The 22,171-nt window shown below is 75.9% G+C and carries 22 protein-coding genes; 14 read left to right on the forward strand and 8 right to left on the reverse strand.

Features of this window, described 5'->3' with window-relative positions; translation table 11 throughout:
* Window positions 1-5: 5 nt before the first annotated feature.
* Entirely contained in the window at window positions 6-776 is a 771-nt protein-coding gene (locus tag ACI8AX_RS17310) for an SDR family NAD(P)-dependent oxidoreductase (protein ID WP_456551081.1), read from the forward strand.
* Window positions 777-955: 179 nt separating this feature from the next.
* The gene (locus tag ACI8AX_RS17315) at window positions 956-1,807 is read left to right on the forward strand and encodes a DNA-3-methyladenine glycosylase family protein (RefSeq protein WP_456551082.1); all 852 of its coding nucleotides are present in this window, start codon (window positions 956-958) and stop codon (window positions 1,805-1,807) included.
* A gap of 58 nt (window positions 1,808-1,865) precedes the next feature.
* Here ACI8AX_RS17315 and rfbA read toward each other — a convergent pair whose 3' ends face one another.
* Genes rfbA through cofD form a run of 3 tightly spaced genes read right to left on the reverse strand, consistent with a single transcriptional unit; the run spans window position 1,866 to window position 4,808 of the window.
* Window positions 1,866-2,735 (reverse strand): glucose-1-phosphate thymidylyltransferase RfbA, encoded by an 870-nt coding sequence (rfbA, locus tag ACI8AX_RS17320; protein ID WP_456551083.1) that lies wholly within the window; start codon window positions 2,733-2,735, stop codon window positions 1,866-1,868.
* A 29-nt stretch (window positions 2,736-2,764) separates the two neighbouring features.
* Window positions 2,765-3,865 (reverse strand): coenzyme F420-0:L-glutamate ligase, encoded by a 1,101-nt coding sequence (locus ACI8AX_RS17325; protein WP_456551084.1) that lies wholly within the window; start codon window positions 3,863-3,865, stop codon window positions 2,765-2,767.
* Window positions 3,858-4,808: a 2-phospho-L-lactate transferase gene (gene cofD, locus ACI8AX_RS17330; protein ID WP_456551085.1), complete on the reverse strand. Its 951-nt coding sequence runs from the start codon at window positions 4,806-4,808 to the stop codon at window positions 3,858-3,860. The genes ACI8AX_RS17325 and cofD overlap by 8 nt, the downstream gene beginning before the upstream one ends.
* Before the next feature lie 238 nt (window positions 4,809-5,046).
* Between cofD and ACI8AX_RS17335 the strand changes: the two genes are divergently transcribed.
* Complete coding sequence (locus ACI8AX_RS17335; RefSeq protein WP_456551086.1) at window positions 5,047-5,382, forward strand: WhiB family transcriptional regulator; 336 nt, start codon at window positions 5,047-5,049, stop codon at window positions 5,380-5,382.
* Window positions 5,383-5,499: 117 nt separating this feature from the next.
* Window positions 5,500-6,321: a hypothetical protein gene (locus ACI8AX_RS17340; RefSeq protein WP_456551087.1), complete on the forward strand. Its 822-nt coding sequence runs from the start codon at window positions 5,500-5,502 to the stop codon at window positions 6,319-6,321.
* On the opposite strand, the gene ACI8AX_RS17345 is transcribed toward ACI8AX_RS17340, so the two are convergent.
* On the reverse strand, window positions 6,296-7,288 hold the full coding sequence (locus tag ACI8AX_RS17345) for a hypothetical protein (RefSeq protein WP_456551088.1): 993 nt from the start codon (window positions 7,286-7,288) through the stop codon (window positions 6,296-6,298). The genes ACI8AX_RS17340 and ACI8AX_RS17345 overlap by 26 nt on opposite strands.
* 88 nt (window positions 7,289-7,376) lie before the next feature.
* Here ACI8AX_RS17345 and ACI8AX_RS17350 point away from each other — a divergent pair, with 88 nt between their 5' ends.
* A complete protein-coding gene (locus ACI8AX_RS17350; protein WP_456551089.1) occupies window positions 7,377-8,261 on the forward strand; it encodes a phosphotransferase in 885 nt (294 codons plus the stop codon).
* A gap of 1 nt (window position 8,262) precedes the next feature.
* Here the strand turns inward: ACI8AX_RS17350 and ACI8AX_RS17355 are convergent, their stop codons facing one another.
* Together ACI8AX_RS17355 and ACI8AX_RS17360 are read right to left on the reverse strand one after the other, a co-directional pair.
* Entirely contained in the window at window positions 8,263-8,730 is a 468-nt protein-coding gene (locus ACI8AX_RS17355; RefSeq protein ID WP_456551090.1) for a metallopeptidase family protein, read from the reverse strand.
* Between the two features lie 19 nt (window positions 8,731-8,749).
* Window positions 8,750-9,502, reverse strand: coding sequence for an SDR family NAD(P)-dependent oxidoreductase (locus tag ACI8AX_RS17360; RefSeq protein ID WP_456551091.1), 753 nt, complete (start codon window positions 9,500-9,502; stop codon window positions 8,750-8,752).
* A 111-nt stretch (window positions 9,503-9,613) separates the two neighbouring features.
* Between ACI8AX_RS17360 and ACI8AX_RS17365 the strand changes: the two genes are divergently transcribed.
* Entirely contained in the window at window positions 9,614-9,964 is a 351-nt protein-coding gene (locus ACI8AX_RS17365) for a DUF3499 domain-containing protein (protein WP_223223002.1), read from the forward strand.
* Between the two features lie 234 nt (window positions 9,965-10,198).
* On the opposite strand, the gene ACI8AX_RS17370 is transcribed toward ACI8AX_RS17365, so the two are convergent.
* Complete coding sequence (locus ACI8AX_RS17370) at window positions 10,199-10,810, reverse strand: HNH endonuclease signature motif containing protein (protein WP_456551092.1); 612 nt, start codon at window positions 10,808-10,810, stop codon at window positions 10,199-10,201.
* A gap of 460 nt (window positions 10,811-11,270) precedes the next feature.
* Window positions 11,271-12,398, reverse strand: coding sequence for a DUF222 domain-containing protein (locus ACI8AX_RS17375; RefSeq protein WP_456551093.1), 1,128 nt, complete (start codon window positions 12,396-12,398; stop codon window positions 11,271-11,273).
* 200 nt (window positions 12,399-12,598) lie between these two features.
* On the opposite strand from ACI8AX_RS17375, the gene ACI8AX_RS17380 reads away from it, so the two are divergent.
* The 8 genes from ACI8AX_RS17380 to ahcY all read left to right on the forward strand — a co-directional run bounded on the left by ACI8AX_RS17380 (window position 12,599) and on the right by ahcY (window position 22,079).
* On the forward strand, window positions 12,599-13,963 hold the full coding sequence (locus tag ACI8AX_RS17380; protein WP_456551094.1) for a phosphomannomutase/phosphoglucomutase: 1,365 nt from the start codon (window positions 12,599-12,601) through the stop codon (window positions 13,961-13,963).
* The gene (locus ACI8AX_RS17385; RefSeq protein WP_456551095.1) at window positions 13,960-14,193 is read left to right on the forward strand and encodes a Trm112 family protein; all 234 of its coding nucleotides are present in this window, start codon (window positions 13,960-13,962) and stop codon (window positions 14,191-14,193) included. The genes ACI8AX_RS17380 and ACI8AX_RS17385 overlap by 4 nt, the downstream gene beginning before the upstream one ends.
* Window positions 14,190-15,335 carry an SIS domain-containing protein gene (locus ACI8AX_RS17390; RefSeq protein ID WP_456551096.1) on the forward strand — a complete coding sequence of 382 codons (1,146 nt, stop codon included), beginning with the start codon at window positions 14,190-14,192 and terminating at the stop codon, window positions 15,333-15,335. Before ACI8AX_RS17385 ends, ACI8AX_RS17390 begins: the two co-directional genes overlap by 4 nt.
* A gap of 78 nt (window positions 15,336-15,413) precedes the next feature.
* Window positions 15,414-16,361: a DUF808 domain-containing protein gene (locus ACI8AX_RS17395; RefSeq protein ID WP_456551097.1), complete on the forward strand. Its 948-nt coding sequence runs from the start codon at window positions 15,414-15,416 to the stop codon at window positions 16,359-16,361.
* 59 nt (window positions 16,362-16,420) lie between these two features.
* Complete coding sequence (locus ACI8AX_RS17400) at window positions 16,421-18,217, forward strand: glycerol-3-phosphate dehydrogenase/oxidase (protein ID WP_456551098.1); 1,797 nt, start codon at window positions 16,421-16,423, stop codon at window positions 18,215-18,217.
* Window positions 18,218-18,330: 113 nt separating this feature from the next.
* The gene (gene manA, locus ACI8AX_RS17405) at window positions 18,331-19,506 is read left to right on the forward strand and encodes a mannose-6-phosphate isomerase, class I (RefSeq protein WP_456551099.1); all 1,176 of its coding nucleotides are present in this window, start codon (window positions 18,331-18,333) and stop codon (window positions 19,504-19,506) included.
* Window positions 19,507-19,590: 84 nt separating this feature from the next.
* The gene (locus tag ACI8AX_RS17410) at window positions 19,591-20,445 is read left to right on the forward strand and encodes a GmrSD restriction endonuclease domain-containing protein (RefSeq protein ID WP_456551100.1); all 855 of its coding nucleotides are present in this window, start codon (window positions 19,591-19,593) and stop codon (window positions 20,443-20,445) included.
* A gap of 149 nt (window positions 20,446-20,594) precedes the next feature.
* Window positions 20,595-22,079 (forward strand): adenosylhomocysteinase, encoded by a 1,485-nt coding sequence (gene ahcY, locus ACI8AX_RS17415; RefSeq protein WP_456551101.1) that lies wholly within the window; start codon window positions 20,595-20,597, stop codon window positions 22,077-22,079.
* The last annotated feature ends 92 nt before the right edge of the window (window positions 22,080-22,171 follow it).

Raw genomic sequence — 22,171 nt, forward strand, 5'->3', positions numbered from 1 at the left:
GGGGCATGAAGAGCTTCGAGGTCGCCGCCGTCGTCTCCGGAGGGGCCTCGGGCCTCGGTGCCGCCACCGTCCGCGCGCTGGCCGGGCGGGGTGCCGCGGTCACGATCCTCGACCTGAACGCCGAGGCCGGGGAGGCGCTGGCCGCCGAGCTGGGCGGGCACACGACGTTCGTGCGCACCGACGTCACCGACGAGGCCAGCGTCGAGGCCGCGATCGCGGAGGCCACCGGCAAGGACCGCCCGCTGCGCGTCGCCGTCAACTGCGCCGGCATCGGCTGGGCCGAGCGCACGGTGAACCGCGACGGCTCCCCGCACGGGCTGCCGCAGTTCACGAAGACGGTGATGGTCAACCTGGTCGGCACGTTCAACGTGCTGCGGCTGGCCGCCGCCGCGATGGCGCGGACCGAGCCCGGGGAGGACGGCGAGCGCGGCGTCGTCGTCAACACCGCCTCGATCGCGGCCTACGACGGGCAGATCGGCCAGATCGCCTACGCGGCGTCCAAGGGTGGCATCGTGGGCCTGACCCTGCCGGCGGCGCGGGACCTGTCCAGCGTCGGCGTCCGGGTCTGCACCATCGCCCCCGGTCTGGTCGACACGCCGCTGCTGGGCAGCCTCCCCGAGGAGGCCCGCACGGCGCTGGCGGCCGGCATCCCGTTCCCGCGGCGGCTGGGCCGGCCCGACGACTTCGCCGAACTGGCCCTGGCGATCGTGCAGCACGGCTACCTGAACGGGGAGGTCATCCGCATGGACGGCGCCCTCCGCATGGCGCCGCGCTGACCCGCTGACGCACCCTGCGGCCGACACACCGGCGAGGCGAGCACCGCTTCCCCTGCACCCCGGAGCACGCCCTGAGCACCACCCTCACCCCGAGCACCCCGACCCCGAGCCCGACCGCGCCGGCCTTCGAGTCGTCGTTCCGGCCGGACTGGCCGCTCGACGTCCGCCGCACGCTCTCGGTGCACCTGCGCGGGAAGGGCGACCCGACCCTGCGCTTCGAGACCGACGGCACCTGGCGGGTGACCACCACCCCCTGCGGCCCGGCGACCGTGCGGATCACGCAGGTGGGCGGCGAGGTGCGTGTCGCCGCCTGGGGGCCGGGCGCGGCCTGGGCCGGCAGCCGGGTGCCGCAGTGGCTGGGCGCCGACGACGACCCGACCGCGCTCGACTGCGCCGGCCACCCGCTGGTCTCCCGGCTGCAGCGCACCACGCCGTGGCTGCGGCTCGGCCGGACCGAGCGCACCTGGGACTGCCTCGTCCCGGCCGTCCTGGAGCAGAAGGTGACCACCACCGAGGCGCACCGGGTCTGGCGGGCGCTGCTGCGGCTGGCCGGCGAGCCCGCACCCGGCCCGGCGCCGGAGGGGATGCGGGTGCCGCCGTCCCCGCGGCGGCTGCTCGAGGTGACCGACTGGGAGTGGCACCGCTGCGGGCTGGACGGCGCCCGCCGCCGCGCGCTGCGCGCGGTCACCTCGGTGGCGGCGCGGATGGAGCCGCCGGAGGCGCTCGACTCCGCCGACCTGCAGCGCCGGCTGAAGACGGTGCCGGGCATCGGCGTGTGGACGGCGGCCGAGGTGGTGCAGCGGGTGTTCGGCTGCCCGGACACCGTCAGCTACGGCGACTACCACCTGAAGAACCAGGTCGGCTTCGCGTTGACCGGCGCCGCCCGCACCGACGACGACGCGATGATGGCGCTGCTGGAGCCCTGGCGGGGTCAGCGGCACCGGGTGGTGCGGCTGCTGCTGGTCAACGGGGTCGCCCGCGCGCCCCGGTTCGGCCCGCGGAACGCCCCGACCGACCACCGCTCGCGGTAGGGAGCACCCTTCCCCCACGCCTCGCATGCTCGGCGCGGGCCCCTGACGGGTGGCCGAGCTAGCGCTGCTCGGCGAGCAGGCCCAGCAGGTAGGCGCCGTAGCCGCTCTTGGCCAGCGGCTCGGCGATCGCCTGCAGCTCGTCGTCGGACAGCCAGCCCTGGCGCCAGGCGACCTCCTCGATGCAGCCGATCTTGAGGCCCTGGCGCTCCTCGACGACGGAGACGAACTCGGTGGCCTGGCGCAGGGAGGCGAAGGTCCCGGTGTCCAGCCACGCGGTCCCGCGGTCCAGGACGGTGACCGTCAGCCGGCCCTGCCGCAGGTAGTGCTCGTTGACGGCGGTGATCTCCAGCTCGCCGCGGGCGCTGGGCGTGATGCCGCGGGCGATCTCGACCACCGACGACTCGTAGAAGTACAGCCCCGGCACGGCGTAGGAGCTCTTCGGGACGGCGGGCTTCTCCTCGATGGAGAGGACCCTGCCCTCGCGGTCGAACTCCACGACGCCGTACTCGGCCGGGTTGGCCACGTGGTAGGCGAACACGTGCCCGCCGTCGGGGTCGGGGAGCCGGCCGAGCGCGGTGCCCAGGCCCGCGCCGTAGAAGATGTTGTCGCCCAGGACCAGCGCCACGGAGGAGTCCCCGACGAAGTCCGCGCCGATGAGGAAGGCCTGGGCCAGCCCCTCGGGGCGCTCCTGGACGGCGTAGTCGATCCGCATGCCCAGCCGGCTGCCGTCGCCCAGCAGCGCGCGGAAGGCGGCCTGGTCGCCGGGGGTGGTGATCACCAGCACCTCGCGCACGCCGGCCATCATCAGCGTCGACAGCGGGTAGTACACCATCGGCTTGTCGTAGACCGGCATGAGCTGCTTGCTCACGGCCTGCGTGATGGGGAAGAGGCGGCTGCCCGTCCCCCCGGCCAGGATGATCCCGCGCATGGGCGGGGACGTTACCGAGTCCGCCCAGCTCAGGCGTGCTCCGAGCCGAGCCACAACCTCCCGACGAGTGAGGTGCCGCCGGCGGTGGCGACCGGCTCCCAGCGGGTGGCCCAGCCCTCGGCGTGCAGCTGCACGAGCACCGCGCCGAGCACCGCGCCGAGGTTGAGCGCGGCGCCCACGGTGGCCCGCTCGGGGAGGTGGACGTCGACCACGCCGTCGTCCTCCCCGCCGTAGCGCAGCACCACCGGGAACTCCGGCAGCGCGGCGACGGCGGCGCGGAAGGCCTCGGCGACCGCGTCGAGGTGGCCCGGGCGCGGCACGATCGAGCCGGCGGGGACGCGGCTGGCCACCAGGTCGCGGGTGCCGTAGCGGAACAGGTCGCCGGCGCCCAGGCGCACGAGCGGGCGGGTGCCGGTGTCGGTCTCCGGCCGGTCGGCCGGCCAGCCGCGGACGACCGCGACCGGCAGCCCGGCGAGCTTGCCCTTGACCAGGTCGGCGGCGGCGGCGAGCTCGTCCACGACCGCCACCTGGGTGGTCTCCAGCCGGTTGCCGTGCGCGTCGACGGCGCCGCGGAGGTCGGTGAGGGCGGCGATGCCGGCGGCGCCCACGGCGACGTCGGTCAGGCCCTCCCGCCAGGTGCGGCCGAAGGTGTCACTGACGATGACGGCCACGTCGACCCCGAGCAGGTCGGCGAGGCGGGCGCGCAGGGCGCGGGCGGAGGCGTCGGCGTCCTCGGGCAGGAGCACCAGGGCATCGCCGGCGACGTTGGAGGCGTCGATGCCGGCGGCGGCCACCACCCAGCCGTGCCGGGTCTCCACGATGCGCAGCGGGCCGCGGCGGGCGACCACGCGCACGGTCTCGCCGTCGATCGCCCGCTGCCGGGCGGCCTCGCGGTCCTCGCCGGGGGCCACCGGGACCAGCCGGCCCTCGACCTTGGCCACGACCTTGGAGGTGACGACGACGACGTCGCCGTCGGCCAGCCACGGCGCGGCGGCGGCGATCGCCGCGCCCAGGTCGTCGCCGGGGGAGAACTCGGGCAGCCCGGGGACGGGCAGGACCGTCAGCGCCCCGTCCAGGAACCCGCCCCGAGCCTGCGAGGGGCGGGGAGGACGGGGTCCGACGTCAGACACCGGCGGCGTCCAGGGCGGCGCGGGCCAGCGCCGCGGTGGCGTCCGGGTCGGACATCAGCAGCGGGACCTGCCGCACGTCGACCCCGGGGACGTCGGCGGCGTCGCCGGGTGCGACCAGCCAGGCGTCGAGCAGGCCGCCGTCGGCGCGCGCCCCGTAGTGCCGGCCGACGCCCTCGGCGCTGACCTCGACACCGACAACCGGCAGGCACCTGTCGGCCATGCCGCGCACCGGACCGCCGCCGACGATGGGAGAGACACCGACCACCTTCCCCGGGGTGGCGAGCAGCGCGTCGCGCAGGCCGGGGACCCCGAGCACGGTGCCGATCGACACCACCGGGTTGGACGGCGCCAGCAGCACCGCGTCGGCCCGGGCGAAGGCCTCGGCCACACCGGGGGCGGGGCGGGCGGCGTCCACCCCCACCTGCACGAAGCCGGTGGCCGGTAGCTCCGCGCGGTGGCGGACCCACCACTCCTGGAAGTGGATCGCCGCCGGGCGCCCGGTCTCGGGGTCGGTGACCAGGACGTGGGTCTCCACCCGCTGGTCGCTCATCGGCAGCAGCTCGATGCCCGGCTGCCAGCGGTCCGCGAGCGCCGCGGTGACCTGCGACAGCGGGTAGCCGGCGTCGAGCATGCGGGTGCGGATGAGGTGCGTGGCCAGGTCGCGGTCGCCCAGGCCGAACCAGGTCGGCTCGGCGCCGTAGGCGGCCAGCTCCTCCCTGACCCGCCACGTCTCGCCGGCCAGCCCCCAGCCGCGCTCGGGGTCGATGCCGCCGCCGAGGGTGTACATGACCGTGTCGAGGTCGGGGCAGATGCGCATCCCGTGCAGCGTCACGTCGTCGCCGGTGTTGACCACGGCGGTGATCCGTGACCCCCGCGTGACGTCCTTGAGTCCGGTGAGGAAGCGGGCGCCCCCGATGCCTCCGGCGAGAACGACGATCTCCACGAAAGTCATCGTGCCTCATGGGCACTTGTCGCCTTTTCGCCCGGCGTGTCGTGGCGCGGGACGAGAACTGACGAAGGATCTGTGACTGGTGGGACTCCTGTGGTCATTTGGTTACACCATGCGAAGTTGACGGTCACCCAACGACACGCGTGTAATTCCCGCGGTGTCATCGAGGTCGGAGCCCGGGAACGTCCCGCCGGTTCCGCCTCGGGACGAGAGCGAGAGGGGACGCATCGTCATGGCAGAGGTGTCGTGGTTGAGCGACTACGTGAGCGCGTCTGAGCGGTCGGCCGACCGGGGCACCGTCGCCTCGACTCCCGCCTTCGGGAGCCTGCTGGGCCTGGGGGAGGAGGACGCCCAGTCGTGGCAGGAGCGCGCGCTGTGCGCCGAGACCGACCCCGAGGCGTTCTTCCCCGAGAAGGGCGGCTCGACGCGCGAGGCGAAGAAGATCTGCACCGGCTGCGAGGTCAAGGCGGAGTGCCTGGAGTACGCGCTGGCCAACGACGAGCGCTTCGGCATCTGGGGCGGGCTGTCCGAGCGGGAGCGCCGCCGCCTGCGCCGCCGCGCCGTCTGAACGAGGTCGAAGGACCCCCTCGCCCCCACCGCTCGCCCGCTCGCGGTGGGCCTCTGCGGGGGGCCGCGCACAGCCGTCGATGCGATCCGCATCGGCGGCTGTGGTCGTATGTGGCCCGTGCAGACGCGGGTGGTGACCGGCCGTGAGCACGTCGTCCGGGAGCTGAGGGCGGCCGCGCCCCTCATGGGTGCGCTGCGCGCGCCGGTCCCGGCGCGGGGTCCCTGGCTGACCGCGGTCCTCAACGTGCGGCCCGGCGCCGGCCGGCCCGTCGCGGTGGTGGTGGAGCGCGTCCCCGGCGCCCGGCCCGACGGGCTCGCGCTGCTCACCCTCCGGCGCCGCGGCGCCGGCTGCGAGATCGCGCTGCTGGGGGACGCCGCCGGTCCGCTGCCGCCGGGCCGGCCGCCCGCCCGGCTGCTGGCCCGGGACGACGACGTGGCCGCCCGGCTCGCCGCCGGCGTCATGTCCCTCACCGCCGGCCGGCGGACCCCGTGGACGCTGGCGCTGACCGGCCTGCCGATGGGCGACCCGACCCTGCGCGCCCTCGGCGGGCTGCGCGCCGACGCCGCCTTCGCCACGACCCGGACGACCCGGCTGGTCGACCGGCTGGACGCGCTGGGCGGACCGGCTCTGCGCAGCCGGGAGCCGCGGGAGGTCGAGCGGTGGCTGCCCGCCCTGCTCGCCGCCCAACCCGACCCCGCCCGGCGCCTCCTGCTGCGCGCCGCCGCCCGGCTGCACGCGGCCATCGGCCAGGTCGAGGTGGCGGTCGTGCCCGGGGACGGCTCCCCGCGGGCGGTCCTGCTGACCCTCGTCGACGGCGCGGACCGGCAGCCGTGGGTCTCCTGCGGCGACCCGGCGGCGGTCGGCCGGGAGATGGGGGCGCCCAGCACCTCCCTGCGGCTGGCCGCCGGGTGGCTCAGCCGCCCCGTCGCACCGCGCTGAGCGCCGGGTCGTCGACCGACTCCGCGCGGGTCAGCCCGAGGAACAGCGTGCCCTCGGCCGGTGCCCACCCGCTCCGGCCGTCGTCCCGCCCCCGTGCGGACACCGTCACGGTGAGCTCGTAGACCCGGCCCGTGTAGACCGGCGCGCCGCCGGCCGGCCGGGTGTAGGTGGGGAAGCGGCCGGTCAGCCGCAGCCGGCCCTCCTCGACGGTGCTCTGCAGGGCGGGGGAGGGCAGGTCGGCGTACTCGACCGGGCCGGGGGCGCAGCCGGCGGCGGCCGGGTCCGGCGGCGCCTCGGCGGCCAGGCAGTTCCAGGTGGGCAGCCGCACGTGCGCCAGTGCCGTGCCGTCGGCCCGGCGGGTCACGCCGACCGCCGGGACGGCGACGGTGGCCCCCACCGCCCGGGGCTCGAGGACCAGCGGCGCGAAGGCGAGCCGGGCCGCCCAGCCGTCGTCGTCCAGCGGGACCGACAGCATCGCCAGCGCGCCGGCCCCGGGGGCGCCGGACAGAGGGGTGGCCGGCACCGCGGGCAGCGGCGGCACGGGCCGTTCGGACGACGCGGGCGCGGCCCCCGCGGTGGGGCCGGCCGGTGGGTCAGCCCCGTCGTCCGTGCCGGACTCGGCGCCGGCCAGCAGCGCGAGGACCGCCACCAGCGCCAGCGCGGCGGCGGCCAGGGCGACGAGCACCCGCGCCGCGGCCCGATCCCCGTCGTCGGCACCGCTGACGGGGGGCGCCATGCGGACCCGGGCCGGCCGGCGCTCCGGTGGGGCGGCGCCGGGGGTCCCCGGCGGCGCCGCCCGGAACGCGGGCAGGTCGTCGTCCGGGAAGGCGGGCGGCCGCGCACCGGAGACGGGCGCGGCCGGCGCCGGGTCCGTCGGCCGGGGGCGCCGCAGCGCGAGCGGGAGGGCGAGCAGCCCGGCGAGGACGAGCAGGACGGCCCCCAGCACTCCTGCCACGGCGGCGTCCATCGCCGCCCAGCATCGCAGGGGCGCCGTCCGGCCCCGCCCGCCGCGGCTCTGCGAGCGGGGCCCCGGGGTGGCTGCGACGATCCGGGGCATGGTCGCGAACGGGTCCGGCGCCGCCGAGGGCGCCCTGCGCGAGCGGCTCGAGGCGCTGCTCGGCGAGCTGGGTGTGGGCTCGTCGCCGACGTCCGTCGCCGACCACAGCGCGGGGCTGGGCACGGTGACCGGGGTGCTGCCCGACCGGGTCCTCGACCTCGCGGTCACCGAGAGCGGACGGCGCCGGCTGCGCGCCGAGCTGCGGGGGCGGCGCTGGGCCGAGGAGCGGGGCATCGGCGTCCCGGAGGTGCTGGCCGCGGCCGACGACGGCCGCTGGCTGCTCTCCCGGCGGCTGCACCCGGCGCCGTCGGGGGGTCCGCGGTGGACGGCGGCGGCGGTCGACGCCGCCGTCCGGATCGCACCGCTGCCGGCGCCACCCGGGGCGCCGTGGCAGCCGCCGGCCGGCCGCGGCCTGGGCCGGGTCCGCGGGACGGTGCAGGACGCGGGGCGGCTGGTGCGGGCCGGGGTGCGGCTGGGGGAGCTCCGCGCCGTCCGGGCCGCCGCCGCCCAGCTGCCGCTGTCGGAGGTCACCCACGGGGACTTCCGCGCGGCCAACGCCGTCCTCGACACCGAGGGTGGGCTGGTCGTGCTGGAGTGGACGGGGGTCCGCGCGGCGCCGCGGCACCGGGACCTGCTGACGCTGTGGGCCTCCACGCCCGACGCGGAGGACCGGGAGCAGATCGCCGACACGGTGCTCGACCGCACCGCCGGCTGGGAGGGGCCGGACGTCGGCCTGCTGTGGCACGCGGTCGCGCTGGAGCAGCTCGTCGGGCGGGTGACCGGCACCGGCCGGGCGGGGGAGCCCGACCTCGCCGCCGCACGTGCGCGGCTGAGCGAGGCGCGGTCCCGGGCGGCCGAGCTGGGCAGCCCGGTCGCCGGCTGACTCAGCCGGTGGGGTCGATCTCCTCCGGGTCGCGGCCCAGGAGCACGGCGACCTGGTCGACCACGACGTCGCGGACCAGGTCGGCGAGGTCGTCGCGGTCGTGTGCCCGGATCTCGAGCGGCCGCCGGTAGACGACGATCCGGGCCGGCACCTCACGGCCGCCGTCGCGGTGGGCGGGCAGCACGCGGGCGAGCGGGACGCTGCCGTCGTCGAGGACGTCGGCGTCGAGGACGACCTCGTCGGGGCTGGTGTGCTCGACCCAGGGCACGTCCTCGACGGCGAACTCGACGCCGGCCAGCTCGCGCTCCCAGCGGCGCTCCAGGTCCTCGACGGCGTCGAGCACGAGGTCGTCGAACTGCTCGGCGCGGCTGCGGGACAGGGGGACCTCGCCGGGGACCAGCCGTCCGCGGAGCCCGCGGCCGTGCCGGTCCCGGCGGGACCGCGACGGTCGGCGGGGAGGTCGGGTCATGGCGACAGGAGGGTACGACTCAGCGGGGCAGCCGGCGCCACAGCACGCGGGGCGTGACCCGCATCAACGCCGACAGCCAGCGCAGCGAGCCCGGCACCCAGACCACCTCGCGGTCGCGGGCCAACGCCGAGACCACCGCGTCGGCGACGGTGTCCGGCGTGCTGGACAGCGGGGCCGGCGACATCCCGGCGGTCATCCGGCCGACCACGAAACCGGGGCGGACCAGCAGCAGCCGCACCCCCGTACCGGCGAGCGCGTCGGTGAGGCCGCTGGCGAAGCCGTCGAGCCCGGCCTTCGCCGAGCCGTAGACGTAGTTGGCCCGGCGCACCCGCACCCCGGCGACGGACGAGAAGACGACGAGCCGGCCCCCGCCCGCCTCCCGGTACCGCCGGGCCAGCAGGGTGAGCAGGTGGACCTGGGCGACGTAGTCGGTGTGCACCACGGCCACGGCGGCGGCCGGGTCCCGCTCAGCGGCGGCCTGGTCGCCCAGGACGCCGAACGCCACCAGCGTGGTGCCGGGCAGACCGTGCCGTTGCTCGACCTCCGCCAGGAGGCGCTCGTGGCCGGCGAGGTCGTCGGCGTCGAACTCGACGCAGTGCACCTCGGTGGCCCCCGCCTCGCGGAGCAGCCGGACCTCCTCGGCGAGGGCGTCGGCGCGCCGGGCGGCCAGCACGACGCGCCGGGAACCGGCCGCCACCAGCCGCTGCGCGACGGCCAGCCCGATCTCGCTCCGGCCGCCCAGGACCAGGACCGGGTCGCTGTCGGTGCCCATGGGGTCCATCGTGCAGGATGTGGCTCCTGCTCCCGTCACCGGAGAAACCCGGTGCGCCTGCTCCCATCCCCGCCGTCGCGCGTCTACTGTCAGGCCCGTGAGGAACCGGTGGTGAGGCAGTCACGTCGCTGCTCGCGCAGCGGTTGCGCGCAACCGGCAGCGGCGACCCTGACCTACGTCTACGCGGAGTCGACCGCCGTCGTCGGTCCGTTGGCGACGTTCTCGGAGCCGCACAGCTACGACCTCTGCGAGTTCCACGCCGAGCGGCTGACCGTGCCGCGCGGCTGGGAGGTCGTCCGGCACGAGATCGACGTCGACGACGTCGGCCCGACCGGGGACGACCTGCTGGCACTGGCCGACGCCGTGCGCGAGGCCGCGCGTCCCGAGCCGCCCCGCGACCCTGCCGACGACGGCCGTGGCACGCGCCGCGGCCACCTCCGGGTGCTGCCCGACCTCAGCTGAGGCCGGCGGGCGAGCGGCTGTGCCGCGCCCTGCCCTGTGCTGCCTGCACCGCGCTCGTCCCCCCCCGGCGCCCGGCCCGACTCGCCGCGCCCCGTCCCGCCCGGGTCCCGCGGAGCCTTCGCCGGGGAGCGCACGTGCCTCGCGCCGTCGCCCGACCTCGCCGGAAGGGCGACTCGGCCACCCCGGCTGACCGCTCCACTCGGGCTCGGCCTGGACACCTGGCGGGTGGAGCGGTCAGAAGGGCGCGGGTCGGTCGCCTGGTCGGGGAGGGCGTCCGCAGATGCGCAGTCGCATCTGCTCGCGGCGCTGGTCGGGGGTGAGCCGGCGCCAGTCGACGTCCTCGGTGTCTGAGCTGCTCGCTGTCCGGTTCCTGCCGGTGGTGGCGGGTTGACGGCCGTCGTCGGCGCCGAAGCGGGGCGGGACGGTGGTGAGCGTCGCGCCGCCGGGCAGGGTCCAGACCAGCCCGCCGTCGCCCGAGCCGCTCAGCTGCCAGCCCGGAGCCTGGTGGGACAACCGGTGGTGGTGTTCGCACAGGCTCTCGAGGTCGTGGTGGGAGGTCGGGCCCAGCGGGTGGGGGGTGCGGTGGTCCAGGTCGCTGCGGCGGGCGCGGGCCCGGCAGCCGGGGAAGCGGCAGCGTCGGTCGCGGAGCCGGACGAAGCGGTCCAGCGGGGCGGAGGGTCGGTAGCCGTCGGTCTCCGGCGGGGGCCCCAGGCCGGTGCCGTCACCGACGGCGGCGCGGATCTGGATGCTGTCGGTGAGCGCGAGCAGGCATCCGGTGAGGGCGTCGACGACGGCGATCCGGGGTCGCTCGGCCAGCCCGGTGTCGGACAGCCGGCGCAGCTCCAACAGCGCCGCCAGCGACCCGACTGTGCGCCGTCGTCATCGAGCGCCTCGCCGCCCTCGCCGGCACCGTCCAGGACCGCGGCGACCTCCGTGCCCTCGACGCCGGCGCACTCAGCGCCGGTGCCCACGACCTCGATGCTGCCGCCCCCGGTGCTCTCGACGGCGACGGCCTCGGCGTCAGTGTCGGCGCCCTCGGTGTCAGTGGCGTCGGTGTCGGCGCCCTCGGCGTCGGTGGCGGTGGCGCCGGTGTCCTCTGCGCCGGTGTCGTCGGCCGGGGTGGCCGGTCGGGGTAGCAGGCCGAGGGTGTGGGCCAGTTCGCGGACCAGCGCCGCAGGCACGGTCTCCCCGTCGAGCTCCCCAGGCTCATCGGCGTCGGGACCGGTTCCGGTCAGCGTGCCGACCGAGGCGATCAAGGTGAGCAGCACCCGCACCGGGGACCGGCCGGCAGCGTCCGGACGCAGGATCAGATCGGCCAGGTAGTCGGCCATCCGCTGGTCCAGGCTGCGCGGATCCGGCCGCCCCTGGGCATCGACCGCGCACGCCTGGGCGTGAGCGCGAAGCCCCTCCGCACAGGCCGCGCCACCGGCGCCGGCAGCCACGCGGTCAGCACCGCCATCCCGTCCTGCCCGGCCTGCCGGGTCACCTTCCGGCCCTGGATCGCCGCGGTGAGCCGGCGCAGCGCCGCCTCGGTATCGATCCGGGCGATCGCCCGCCGGGTGCACTCCCGCAACTGGGCCACCGTCTGCCCCGCCGCCCGCGGCAGCACCCGCGCCTCCGCCGCCGCCTTCTCGCCCACCGCCACCGGCCGCAGCAACTCCACCAACGCCCGCGCCTGGGCCCAGGACATGTCCTTGGTCTCCAGCGCCGCCAACGTGCCCGGCAACTGCTCGACCAGCTCCACCGACTCCGCCAACAGCCCCGAGGCGGTGGATCCCGCCATCCGCAGCCGCACGGCCACCTCGTCGGCGGCCCACTCACTCACCGGCGTCAGCGCCGCAGGGCGCGCCGCCCGCGACGCCGCCGACGCCGCACCCCGTTCCCCGGGCTGCCGGTCCCACGACACCGGCCGGCACCGCGCGAACGCCGCCAACGCCCGCGCCCGGGCCCCGGCCAACTGCGCCAGCCCCCGCTCGAACTCCGCCGCCGCGTCCAGCCACCCCGCACCCTCGTCCAGCAGCCGGGCCCGCGCATCCGCCGGCGTCGACGGCCCGTCGGCTGGGGCCTCGTGCATCTCGGGAGCCGCCTCGACCGGCGACTCTGCGCCCGGCCGGGTCCGCTCCCTCGCGCGCTTGGCTCGGCGCGCTTCCGCGAGCAGGCCACCACCGCCATGGCCGTGCAGCGCCTCGGCGATCCACCGACCCCGCGGCCGGCGGACGTCGAAGCGGGCGGTCGACCCCTCCACGAGGTCCCGCAGGGCGGCCTCGGCCGGCGACGACGTGCCGCCGTCCCCGCTGCCAGCCATATCGCACATGCGTTCGATTTTATCCACCGCGCAACGGACTGACCAGCGGAAACGCATCTGTGGACGAGGTCGGCGCCTGTGGACGACGCATCGGCCGGTGTCATCCGCGTCCGGCACGGTGTCAGCCATGCAGCCGATCCCGCGCCCCGCCCGAGGACGTACCGCCGGCCTCGCCACGCACGCGCCGGCCGTCTCGCGTGCCGGCAGTTCGGACCGCTCCGTGCCCGAGCGGGTCGTCGCCGCAGGCAGTGGGGGAGCGGTCCTCCTTCTAGGATCGACCGGCGCCCGCCGAGGAGTGGGCGCGACTTCCGGCGAGGGGCTGCTGACACGTGGGTGACCTGGGCTCGATCATCAAGGCCTACGACGTCCGCGGTGTGGTCCCCGACGAGTGGGACGAGGACGTCGCGCGACGCATCGGTGCCGCCTTCGCCGAGTTCGTGCGCACCGAGAGCGGCGCGAGCGCCGTGGTCACCGCCCACGACATGCGCGACTCGTCGGTGCCGCTGTCGCGGGCGTTCGCCGAGGGGGTCCTCTCCCGCGGGGTGGACGTCGTGGAGGCCGGGCTGGGCTCGACCGACCTGCTGTACTTCGCGGCCGGCTCGCTCGGCGTCCCGGGCGCGATGTTCACCGCCAGCCACAACCCGGCGCAGTACAACGGCATCAAGATGTGCCGTGCCGGGGCCGCCCCGATCGGGCAGGAGTCCGGGCTGGCCACGATCCGCGAGTGGGCCGAGCGGGACGGCTACGACCGGACGCCGGACCGGCAGGCCTCGATCGGCCAGCGCGACCTGCTTGCGGAGTACGCCGCCCACCTGCGCTCGCTGGTCGACCTCTCCGGCATCCGGCCGCTCAAGGTCGTCGTCGACGCCGGCAACGGCATGGGCGGGCACACCGTCCCCGTGGTGCTCGAGGGGCTGCCGCTGGACGTCGTCCCGCTCTACTTCGAGCTCGACGGCAGCTTCCCCAACCACGAGGCGAACCCGCTGGACCCCGCCAACCTCGTCGACCTGCAGGCGGCCGTGGTGCGTGAGGGCGCCGACATCGGCCTGGCGTTCGACGGGGACGCCGACCGGGTGTTCGTGGTGGACGAACGCGGCGAGCCGGTCAGCCCCTCGGCCATCACGGCGCTGGTCGCCGTCCGCGAGCTGGCCAAGGGCCGCGGGACGACGATCATCCACAACCTGATCACCTCGCGGGCCGTGCCCGAGATCGTGCGGGAGCACGGCGGCGAGCCGGTGCGCACCCGCGTCGGGCACTCCTTCATCAAGGCCGAGATGGCCCGCACCGACGCGGTCTTCGGCGGGGAGCACTCGGCGCACTACTACTTCCGCGACTTCTGGCGCGCCGACACCGGCATGCTGGCCGCGATGCACGTGCTGGCGGCGCTCGGTGAGCAGAGCCGGCCGCTGTCGGAGCTCACCGCTGCCTACAGCCGCTACGCCGCCTCCGGGGAGATCAACTCCACGGTGGCCGACGCCGCGGCGCGCACCGCCGAGGTGCGTGCCGCCTACGAGGAGGTCGAGGGCGTCTCGATCGACGACCTCGACGGGCTGACCGTCGAGCTGCCCGACGGGTCCTGGTTCAACCTGCGGGCGAGCAACACCGAGCCGCTGCTGCGCCTCAACGTGGAGGCACCCGACACCGCGGCCATGGAACGGCTTCGGGACCGAGTACTGGAGATGGTGCGCGCATGACCGAGACGACCGGCCCCCTGGGCCTGGACCCCGCGCTGCTGGAGATCCTGGCCTGCCCCGACACCCACCACAGCCCGCTCGAGGTCGACGAGGCCGCGAGCGAGCTGCTGTGCACCACGTGCGACCGGGCGTTCCCCGTCCGTGACGGCATCCCGGTGCTGCTGCTCGACGAGGCCCGCACCCGCGGCCCCGAGGAGCTGGCGCGGCAGCGGGGGACCGCCGGCGCATGACCTCGCCGGAGCTGGCCGAGGAGGTCCTCGACGACCTGGACGTGCTGCGTGCCCGGGACCCCCGCGGGTTGCTGCCCGCCGTCGCGGGCGCCGGGGCGCAGGTGCGGGAGACGGCCCGGCTCACCGAGGAGGCCGGGCTGGACCGGGTCACCGAGGGCGGCCGCCCCCGCGGCCTGGTCATCGTGGCCCGCCGCGAGGGCGCCGTGGCGGCGTCGGTGCTGCGCGCTCTTCTGGGCCCGGCCAGCCCGGTGACCGTCGACGTCGTCCCGGGGCCGGACCTGCCGGTGTGGACGGGGCCGACCGACATCGCGGTGGTCGCCACCCGCACCGGAGCCGGCCGGTACGCCGTCGCCCCGGCCTACGAGGCCGCCCGGCGCGGGGTCACGCTGGTCGGGATCGGGGCCGACGACGCGCCGCTGCGCGCCGCCTGCTCGACCGCCCGCGCGCCCTACGTCCCGCTGCCGCGGTCCCGCGTCCAGCACACGACGCTGTGGTCGCTGCTCACGCCGCTGCTCCAGCTGGCGACCGGCCTAGGCCTCGTCTCCCCGGAGACGGCCGCGCTCGACCTCGTCGCCGACGCGCTGGAAGAGGTGGCCCGCGAGTGCGGCCCGGCGCAGGAGTCCTTCGTCAACCCGGCCAAGACGCTGGCCCTCGAGCTGCTCGACGCGCTCCCGGTGATCGCCGCCGAGGGCCCGCTCGCGGGCGCGGCCGCCGCACGGGTGGCCGACCAGCTCGAGACGCTCGCCGGCCTGCCGGTGACCACCTTCCGCCTGCCCGACCAGCGGGTGGCCGCCCGCTCGGTCCTCGCCGGTCCACTGGCCCCCCGGGACGGCGAGGACGACTTCTTCCGCGACCGCGCCGAGGACACCGGGCGCCGGCTGCGGCTGCTGACCATCCGCGACACCGACGCGGGGGACGCCGACGGCGGCGGCGAGCGCGAGCCGCGGTCGGCGGCCGAGGCGATGAACGAGGTGCTGCGCACCGCGACCACCGCCAACGTCCCGGTGAGCGGTCTGGCCGAACACGGTGAGCCCGAGCGGTACGGCCGGACGTGCCGGCTGGCGCGGCAGCTCGCGGTGGCCGACTTCAGCGCGGTGTACCTCGCGCTCGCCCTGGACCAGGAACGCGCCCTGCGCTCCTGAGACCCGGTCGCGTGACGCGGCCGGACGCACCACCATCAGACGAGAACGACGACCGCGCAGCGATCGGAAGGACCTCCCGTGGCCGGTGGACTGGCAGCTCTGTTCGACGACATCGCCACGCTGACCCGCGCCGCCGCGGCGTCCGTCGACGACATCGGCGCCGCGGCCGCGAAGGCGAGCGCGAAGGCCGCGGGCGTCGTCGTCGACGACACCGCGGTCACCCCGCAGTACGTGCGCGGCCTGGCCGCCGAGCGCGAGATCCCGATCGTCCTGCGGATCGCCAAGGGCTCACTGATCAACAAGCTGGTCTTCATCCTCCCGGCGATCATGCTGCTCAGCCAGTTCCTCGAGGGGCTGCTGACCCCGCTCCTCATGCTCGGCGGCGCCTACCTGTGCTACGAGGGCGCGGAGAAGATCTGGGAGAAGGTCAGCGGGCACTCGCACGGGCACGGCGCGGACGGGGACGAACCCAAGGACGAGAACACGATCGTCTCGGGCGCCGTGCGCACCGACTTCATCCTCTCGGCCGAGATCATGGTGATCTCGCTCAACGAGGTGACCGACGAACCGTTCGTCGCCCGGCTGTTCACCCTCATCGTGGTCGCCATCGCGATCACCGTGCTGGTCTACGGCGTGGTCGCGGGCATCGTGAAGATGGACGACGCCGGTCTGCGGCTCGCCGAGAAGGGGAGCGGCGGGACGGCGCGCTTCGGCCGCGGCCTGGTCAAGGCGATGCCCCGGCTGCTCACCGCGCTGGCGGTCATCGGCACCGCCGCGATGCTGTGGGTCGGTGGTCACATCCTGCTGGTCGGCACGCACGACCTGGGCTGGCACCCGCTCTACGACTTCGTGCACCACCTGGAGGAGGGGGCGCACGACGCCACCGGCGGGCTGGGCGGGGTCGTCGGCTGGCTGGTCAACACGCTGGCGAGCGCGGTCGTGGGGCTGGCCGTCGGCGCCGTCGTGGTGGCCGTCGTGATGCTGGTGCAGCGGCTGCGGCACAAGGGACAGCCGGCGCACCACTGAGACGGCCGAGGACCGCTCGCGCGGGCACGGCCCGCGCTCGGCGGGGGACAGTGGGGGACATGGAACGGGGAGCCAGCGACCGCACGCTGCTGTCGCCGGAGCGGCGCCGCGCCGACCGCGCGCGCCTGGCCGACGGCGTGGTCGACGTCCTGGTCATCGGCGGTGGCGTCACCGGCGCCGGCGCGGCGCTCGACGCGGCCAGCCGCGGCCTGTCGGTGGGGCTGGTGGAGGCCCGCGACTGGGCCGCCGGCACCTCCAGCCGGTCGAGCAAGCTGATCCACGGCGGCCTGCGCTACCTCGAGCAACTCGCCTTCCCGCTGGTCCACGAGGCGCTGCAGGAGCGGTCCCGGCTGGTCGCGACGATCGCGCCGCACCTGGTCCGCCCGCTGCCGTTCCTGCTGCCGCTCACCGCCCCGGTCTGGCAGCGCGCCTACTACGGCGCCGGCGTCGCCCTCTACGACGTCCTCGGCGCGGCGCTGACCTCCGAGCGCGGCGTCCCGGCCCACCGCCACCTGTCCCGCCGCGCCGCGCTCGCCGAGTTCCCCGGCCTGCGCCGCGACGCCATCCGGGGCGCCATCCGCTACTGGGACGCCCAGGTCGACGACGCCCGGCACACCCTGGCCGTCGTCCGGACCGCCGCCGCCTACGGCGCCGCCGTCCTCTCCAGCGCGCGCGTCACCACCGTCCTGCGCGACGGCGGGGCGGGCGGGGATGCCACAGCACCGGTCGTCGGCGTGCGGGTGGCCGACCTGACCGATGGTTCCTCGTTCGTCGTCCGCGCCCGCAGCGTCATCGCGGCCACGGGCGTGTGGAGCGACGACGTGGGGGAGATGCTCGGCGGCTCCGCCCCCAGCCTCAAGGTGCGGGCCAGCAAGGGCGTCCACCTGGTCGTGCCCCGCGACGCGATCGACGGCGGCAGCCTCCCCGGGGGTGTCGCCACCGGCGGCGAGCCGGACGGGACCCGGCCCGGCCTCATCCTGCGGACGCCGACCAGCGTCCTGTTCGTCATCCCGTGGGGCGAGCAGTGGATCGTCGGCACCACCGACACCCCGTGGCGGCTCGACCGCGACCACCCGGCGGCCAGCAGCGCGGACATCGCCTACTTGCTCGGCCAGGTCAACCGGGTGCTGGCCCGGCCGCTGACCCCCGACCGGATCATCGGCGTCTACGCCGGGCTGCGCCCGCTGCTGGCCGGCGAGGCCGACCAGACCAGCCGCCTGTCGCGGGAGCACGCGGTGGTCACCCCGGTACCCGGCCTGGTGCTCGTCGCCGGCGGCAAGTACACGACCTACCGGGTCATGGCGGCCGACGCCGTCGACGCGGCCACGGCCGGCCTCCCCGGCGTCCCCGAGTCGCGGACGGCGCACCTGCCGCTGGTCGGCGCGCACCGCTGGGCCGCCGTGAAGGACGCCGCCCCCGACCTCGCCGCCGCCGCGGGCCTGCCCGAGGACACCGTCGCGCGGCTGCTGCAGCGGCACGGCGACCAGGTCGGCGCCGTGCTCGCCCTCGCCGCGGCCGACCCCGAGCTGGCGCGGCCGCTGCCCGGCGCGCCCGCGCACCTGACCGCGGAGGTCGTGCACGCGGTCACCGCCGAGGGCGCCCTGCACCTCGACGACGTCCTCACCCGGCGCACCCGCGTGTCGATCACCACCCCCCACCGGGGGACGGAGTCCGCCCCGGCCGTGGCGCGGCTCATGGCCGGGGTCCTGGGCTGGGACGCCGAGCGGACCGAGCGTGAGGTCACCCACTACGAGGCCCGGGTGGCCGCCGAGCGGGAGTCGCAGCGGATGCCCGACGACCACACCGCCGACGCCGCGCGGCTGGGCGCCCCGGACGTCCGCGCCGCCGCCGTCTGACCGTCCCGGGGCCCAGGCGCCCGGGCGGGCCTTCGTCCTCCCGGGGGATGCCGGACGCAGTCGGCGGGGGCTAGACACCTCAGGTGCCCAACTCGCCGGTAACCTCCTCGTCGATGTGGCACCTCACCAGCAACGTGCGTCACTACCCGTGGGGCAGTCACACCGTCATCCCCGAGCTCCTCGGCCGGCCGTCCCCGGCCGACCAGCCGCACGCCGAGCTGTGGATGGGCGCCCACCCCGATCTGCCGAGCCTGCTGGCCGACGGCCGGCCGCTGGACAAGGCGATCGACGAGGACCCGCAGCGGCTGCTCGGCCCGCGGGTCGTCGAGCGCTTCGGTGCCCGGCTGCCGTTCCTCATGAAGGTGCTGGCCGCCGACTCCCCGCTGTCGCTGCAGGCCCACCCCACCATCGAGCAGGCGATGGCCGGCTACGCCGCCGAGGAGGCGACGGGGATCCCGCACGACGACCCGACCCGGACCTTCAAGGACCCCTGGCACAAGCCCGAGCTGCTGCTCGCGCTGACCACCTTCGAGGCGCTGTGCGGGTTCCGGCCCGTCGAGGAGTCGCTGCACTGCCTGGCCAAGCTGCAGCTGCCCGAGCTCAAGCCGACCATCGCCGCCCTGGCCCGCGGCGGCCTGCGCGCCGCCATCCCGCAGCTCATCGCGCTGTCGGGCAAGCGGCGCACGCACCTGGTCGAGGCGGTCGCGCGCAGGGCCGGGCAGTTCGTCGCCGCCGCCGACCCGGAGTTCATCAACACCTACCGCTGGGCCGCCCGGCTCGCCGAGGCCTACCCGGGTGACCCCGGCGTCGTCATCTCGCTGATGTGCAACCACCTGAAGCTGGCCCCGGGCGAGGCGGTCTTCCTGCCGGCCGGCAACCTGCACGCCTACCTGTGCGGCGCGGGCGTGGAGGTCATGGCCAGCTCCGACAACGTGCTCCGGGGCGGGCTGACCCGCAAGCACGTCGACCTGGCCGCGCTCATCGAGGTCCTCGACTTCACCGACGGCCGGGTGCCGGTGCTGCACCCCGTGCTCGGTCCCGGTGGACTGCGCTACCCGGTGCCGGTCGAGGACTTCGACCTCACCCGCTGCCAGCTCGACTCCTACGCGGGCAGCCTCACCACCGCCGGCCCCCAGGTGCTGCTGTGTACCGAGGGCGAGGCGGTGCTGGCCGCCGGCGACGGGGAGCTGGTGCTGCGCCGCGGCGAGTCGGCGTTCGTGCCCGCCGGCGAGCCGGTGAGCGCCCGCGGGCCCGCCGTCCTCTACCGGACGACGACCAACCTCCGCTAGCCCCCGCGTGTCTCCCCGGGACCGGGGCGGCACGGACGTAGCGTCCACCGGTCCGGCACCGCCGCACCGGAGGAGGTCCGCGCCGTGCGCACCCGGGGGCCGCTGGGCCCCGCGCTCGCCCTGCTGGCGGCCGCCGTCCTCGGCGGCTGCGAGGTCACCTACGGCAGCGACACCGACCACACGGTCGACTCCGCCGTCGAGGGCGCGCGGCCGGACACGGCGCTCGCCGCGCTGGGGGAGCTGGAGGTCCGCGGCCGGGCCCCCACCACCGGCTACGACCGCGACGAGTTCGGCTCCGGCTGGGTCGACACCGACCGCAACGGGTGCGACACCCGCAACGACGTCCTCGCCCGGGACCTGACCGGCGAGGCGTTCGAGCCGGGCACCCGCGACTGCGTCGTCGTCTCCGGCACCCTCGCCGACCCCTACTCCGGGACGACGATCGAGTTCCGCCGCGGCCAGGACACCAGCGACGACGTCCAGATCGACCACGTCGTCGCGCTGTCGGACGCCTGGCAGAAGGGCGCGCAGCGCTGGGACGCCGACACCCGCGTCGCCTTCGCCAACGACCCGCTCAACCTGCTCGCCGTCGACGGGCCGCTCAACCAGCAGAAGGGGGACGGCGACGCGGCGACCTGGCTGCCGCCCAACCGCGGCTACCGCTGCGCCTACGTCGCCCGGCAGGTCGCGGTGAAGCACGAGTACGGGCTGTGGATGACCGCCGCCGAGCGGGACGCCGCCGCCGGCGTCCTGGCCGGCTGCCCGGACGAGCCGCTGCCCGGCCGCTCGCCGGGCACGCCGCCGGCCCCGGACGCGCCCGTCACCTACGCCGACTGCGCGGCCGTCCGGGCGGCCGGCGCCGCGCCGATCCGGCGCGGCGAGCCCGGCTTCGACCCGGCCTTCGACGGCGACGGCGACGGCGTCGGCTGCGAGGCCTGACGCCGGGACCCGACGACACCGGAGACGCCGCCGTCGCCTCGGGTTACCCTGGACGACGGCACGAGCCCCGCCGAGGCCTCGGCATGCTCGCTTCTCCCTGCACCTGGACCCGCCGCGCACGCCGCCGCGGGCCTCATCCCTGGAGCGACATGACTGCCCCTTCCGGCACCGTTGTCCTGTCCGACGGTGACTTCAAGGTCGCCGACCTCTCCCTCGCCGGCTTCGGCCGCAAGGAGATCTCCCTCGCCGAGCACGAGATGCCCGGCCTGATGGCGCTGCGCGCCGAGTACGGCGACGAGCAGCCGCTCGCCGGCGCCCGCATCGCCGGGTCGCTGCACATGACCGTGCAGACCGCCGTCCTCATCGAGACGCTGGTCGCCCTCGGCGCCGACGTCCGCTGGGTCAGCTGCAACATCTTCTCCACCCAGGACCACGCCGCCGCCGCGATCGTCGTCGGCGACGGGACCCCCGAGGCGCCGGCCGGCGTGCCCGTCTTCGCCTGGAAGGGCGAGACGCTCGAGGACTACTGGTGGTGCACCCAGCGCCTGTTCGAGTTCCGCGACGAGACCGGCGCGGTCGTCGGCCCGAACATGCTGCTCGACGACGGCGGCGACGCCACCCTCCTGGTGCACCTGGGCACCCGGTTCGAGGCCGACGGCGCCGTCCCCGACACCACCGAGGCCGACTCCGAGGAGTACGGCGTCATCCTCGACGTCCTGCGCGGCACCCTCGCGGAGGACGGCGGCTACTGGACCCGCATCGGCCAGGGCATCAAGGGCGTCACCGAGGAGACCACCACCGGCGTCATGCGGCTCTACGAGCTCGCCCGCGACGGCCGGCTGCTCTTCCCGGCGATCAACGTCAACGACTCGGTCACCAAGAGCAAGTTCGACAACCTCTACGGCTGCCGGCACTCGCTCATCGACGGCATCAACCGCGCCACCGACGTGATGATCGGCGGCAAGGTCGCCGTCGTCTGCGGCTACGGCGACGTGGGCAAGGGCTGCGCCGAGTCGCTGCGCGGCCAGGGCGCCCGCGTGATCGTCACCGAGATCGACCCGATCAACGCCCTGCAGGCGGCGATGCACGGCTACGAGGTGACCACGCTCGACGAGGTCATCGGCAAGGCCGACATCATCATCACGGCCACCGGCAACAAGGACATCATCACGGCCGAGCAGCTGGCCTCGACCAAGCACCAGGCGATCATCGGCAACATCGGCCACTTCGACAACGAGATCGACATGGCCGGCCTCGCCCGCACCCCGGGCGTCGAGCGGACGACGATCAAGCCGCAGGTCGACGAGTGGCGGTTCGCCGACGGCCACACGATCATCGTGCTCTCCGAGGGCCGGCTGCTGAACCTCGGCAACGCCACCGGGCACCCCAGCTTCGTCATGAGCGCCTCGTTCTCCAACCAGGTGCTCGCCCAGATCGAGCTGTGGGGCAATCGCGCGGCCTACGAGGGCAAGACCCCCACGGTCACCGTCCTGCCGAAGAAGCTCGACGAGCACGTGGCCCGGCTGCACCTCGACGCCCTCGGCGTGAAGCTCACCGAGCTGACCAAGGTGCAGGCCGACTACATCGGCGTGCCGGTCGAGGGCCCGTACAAGAGCGACCACTACCGCTACTGAGCGGCTGCCGCAGGGCCCCCCGGGCGGGGGACCTGCGGCGCCGTCCCGACACCCGTCCGGTCATCCGACCGGGCGGGTGTCGCCGTTCCGGG

Source organism: Blastococcus sp. SYSU D00813, from assembly GCF_054050735.1.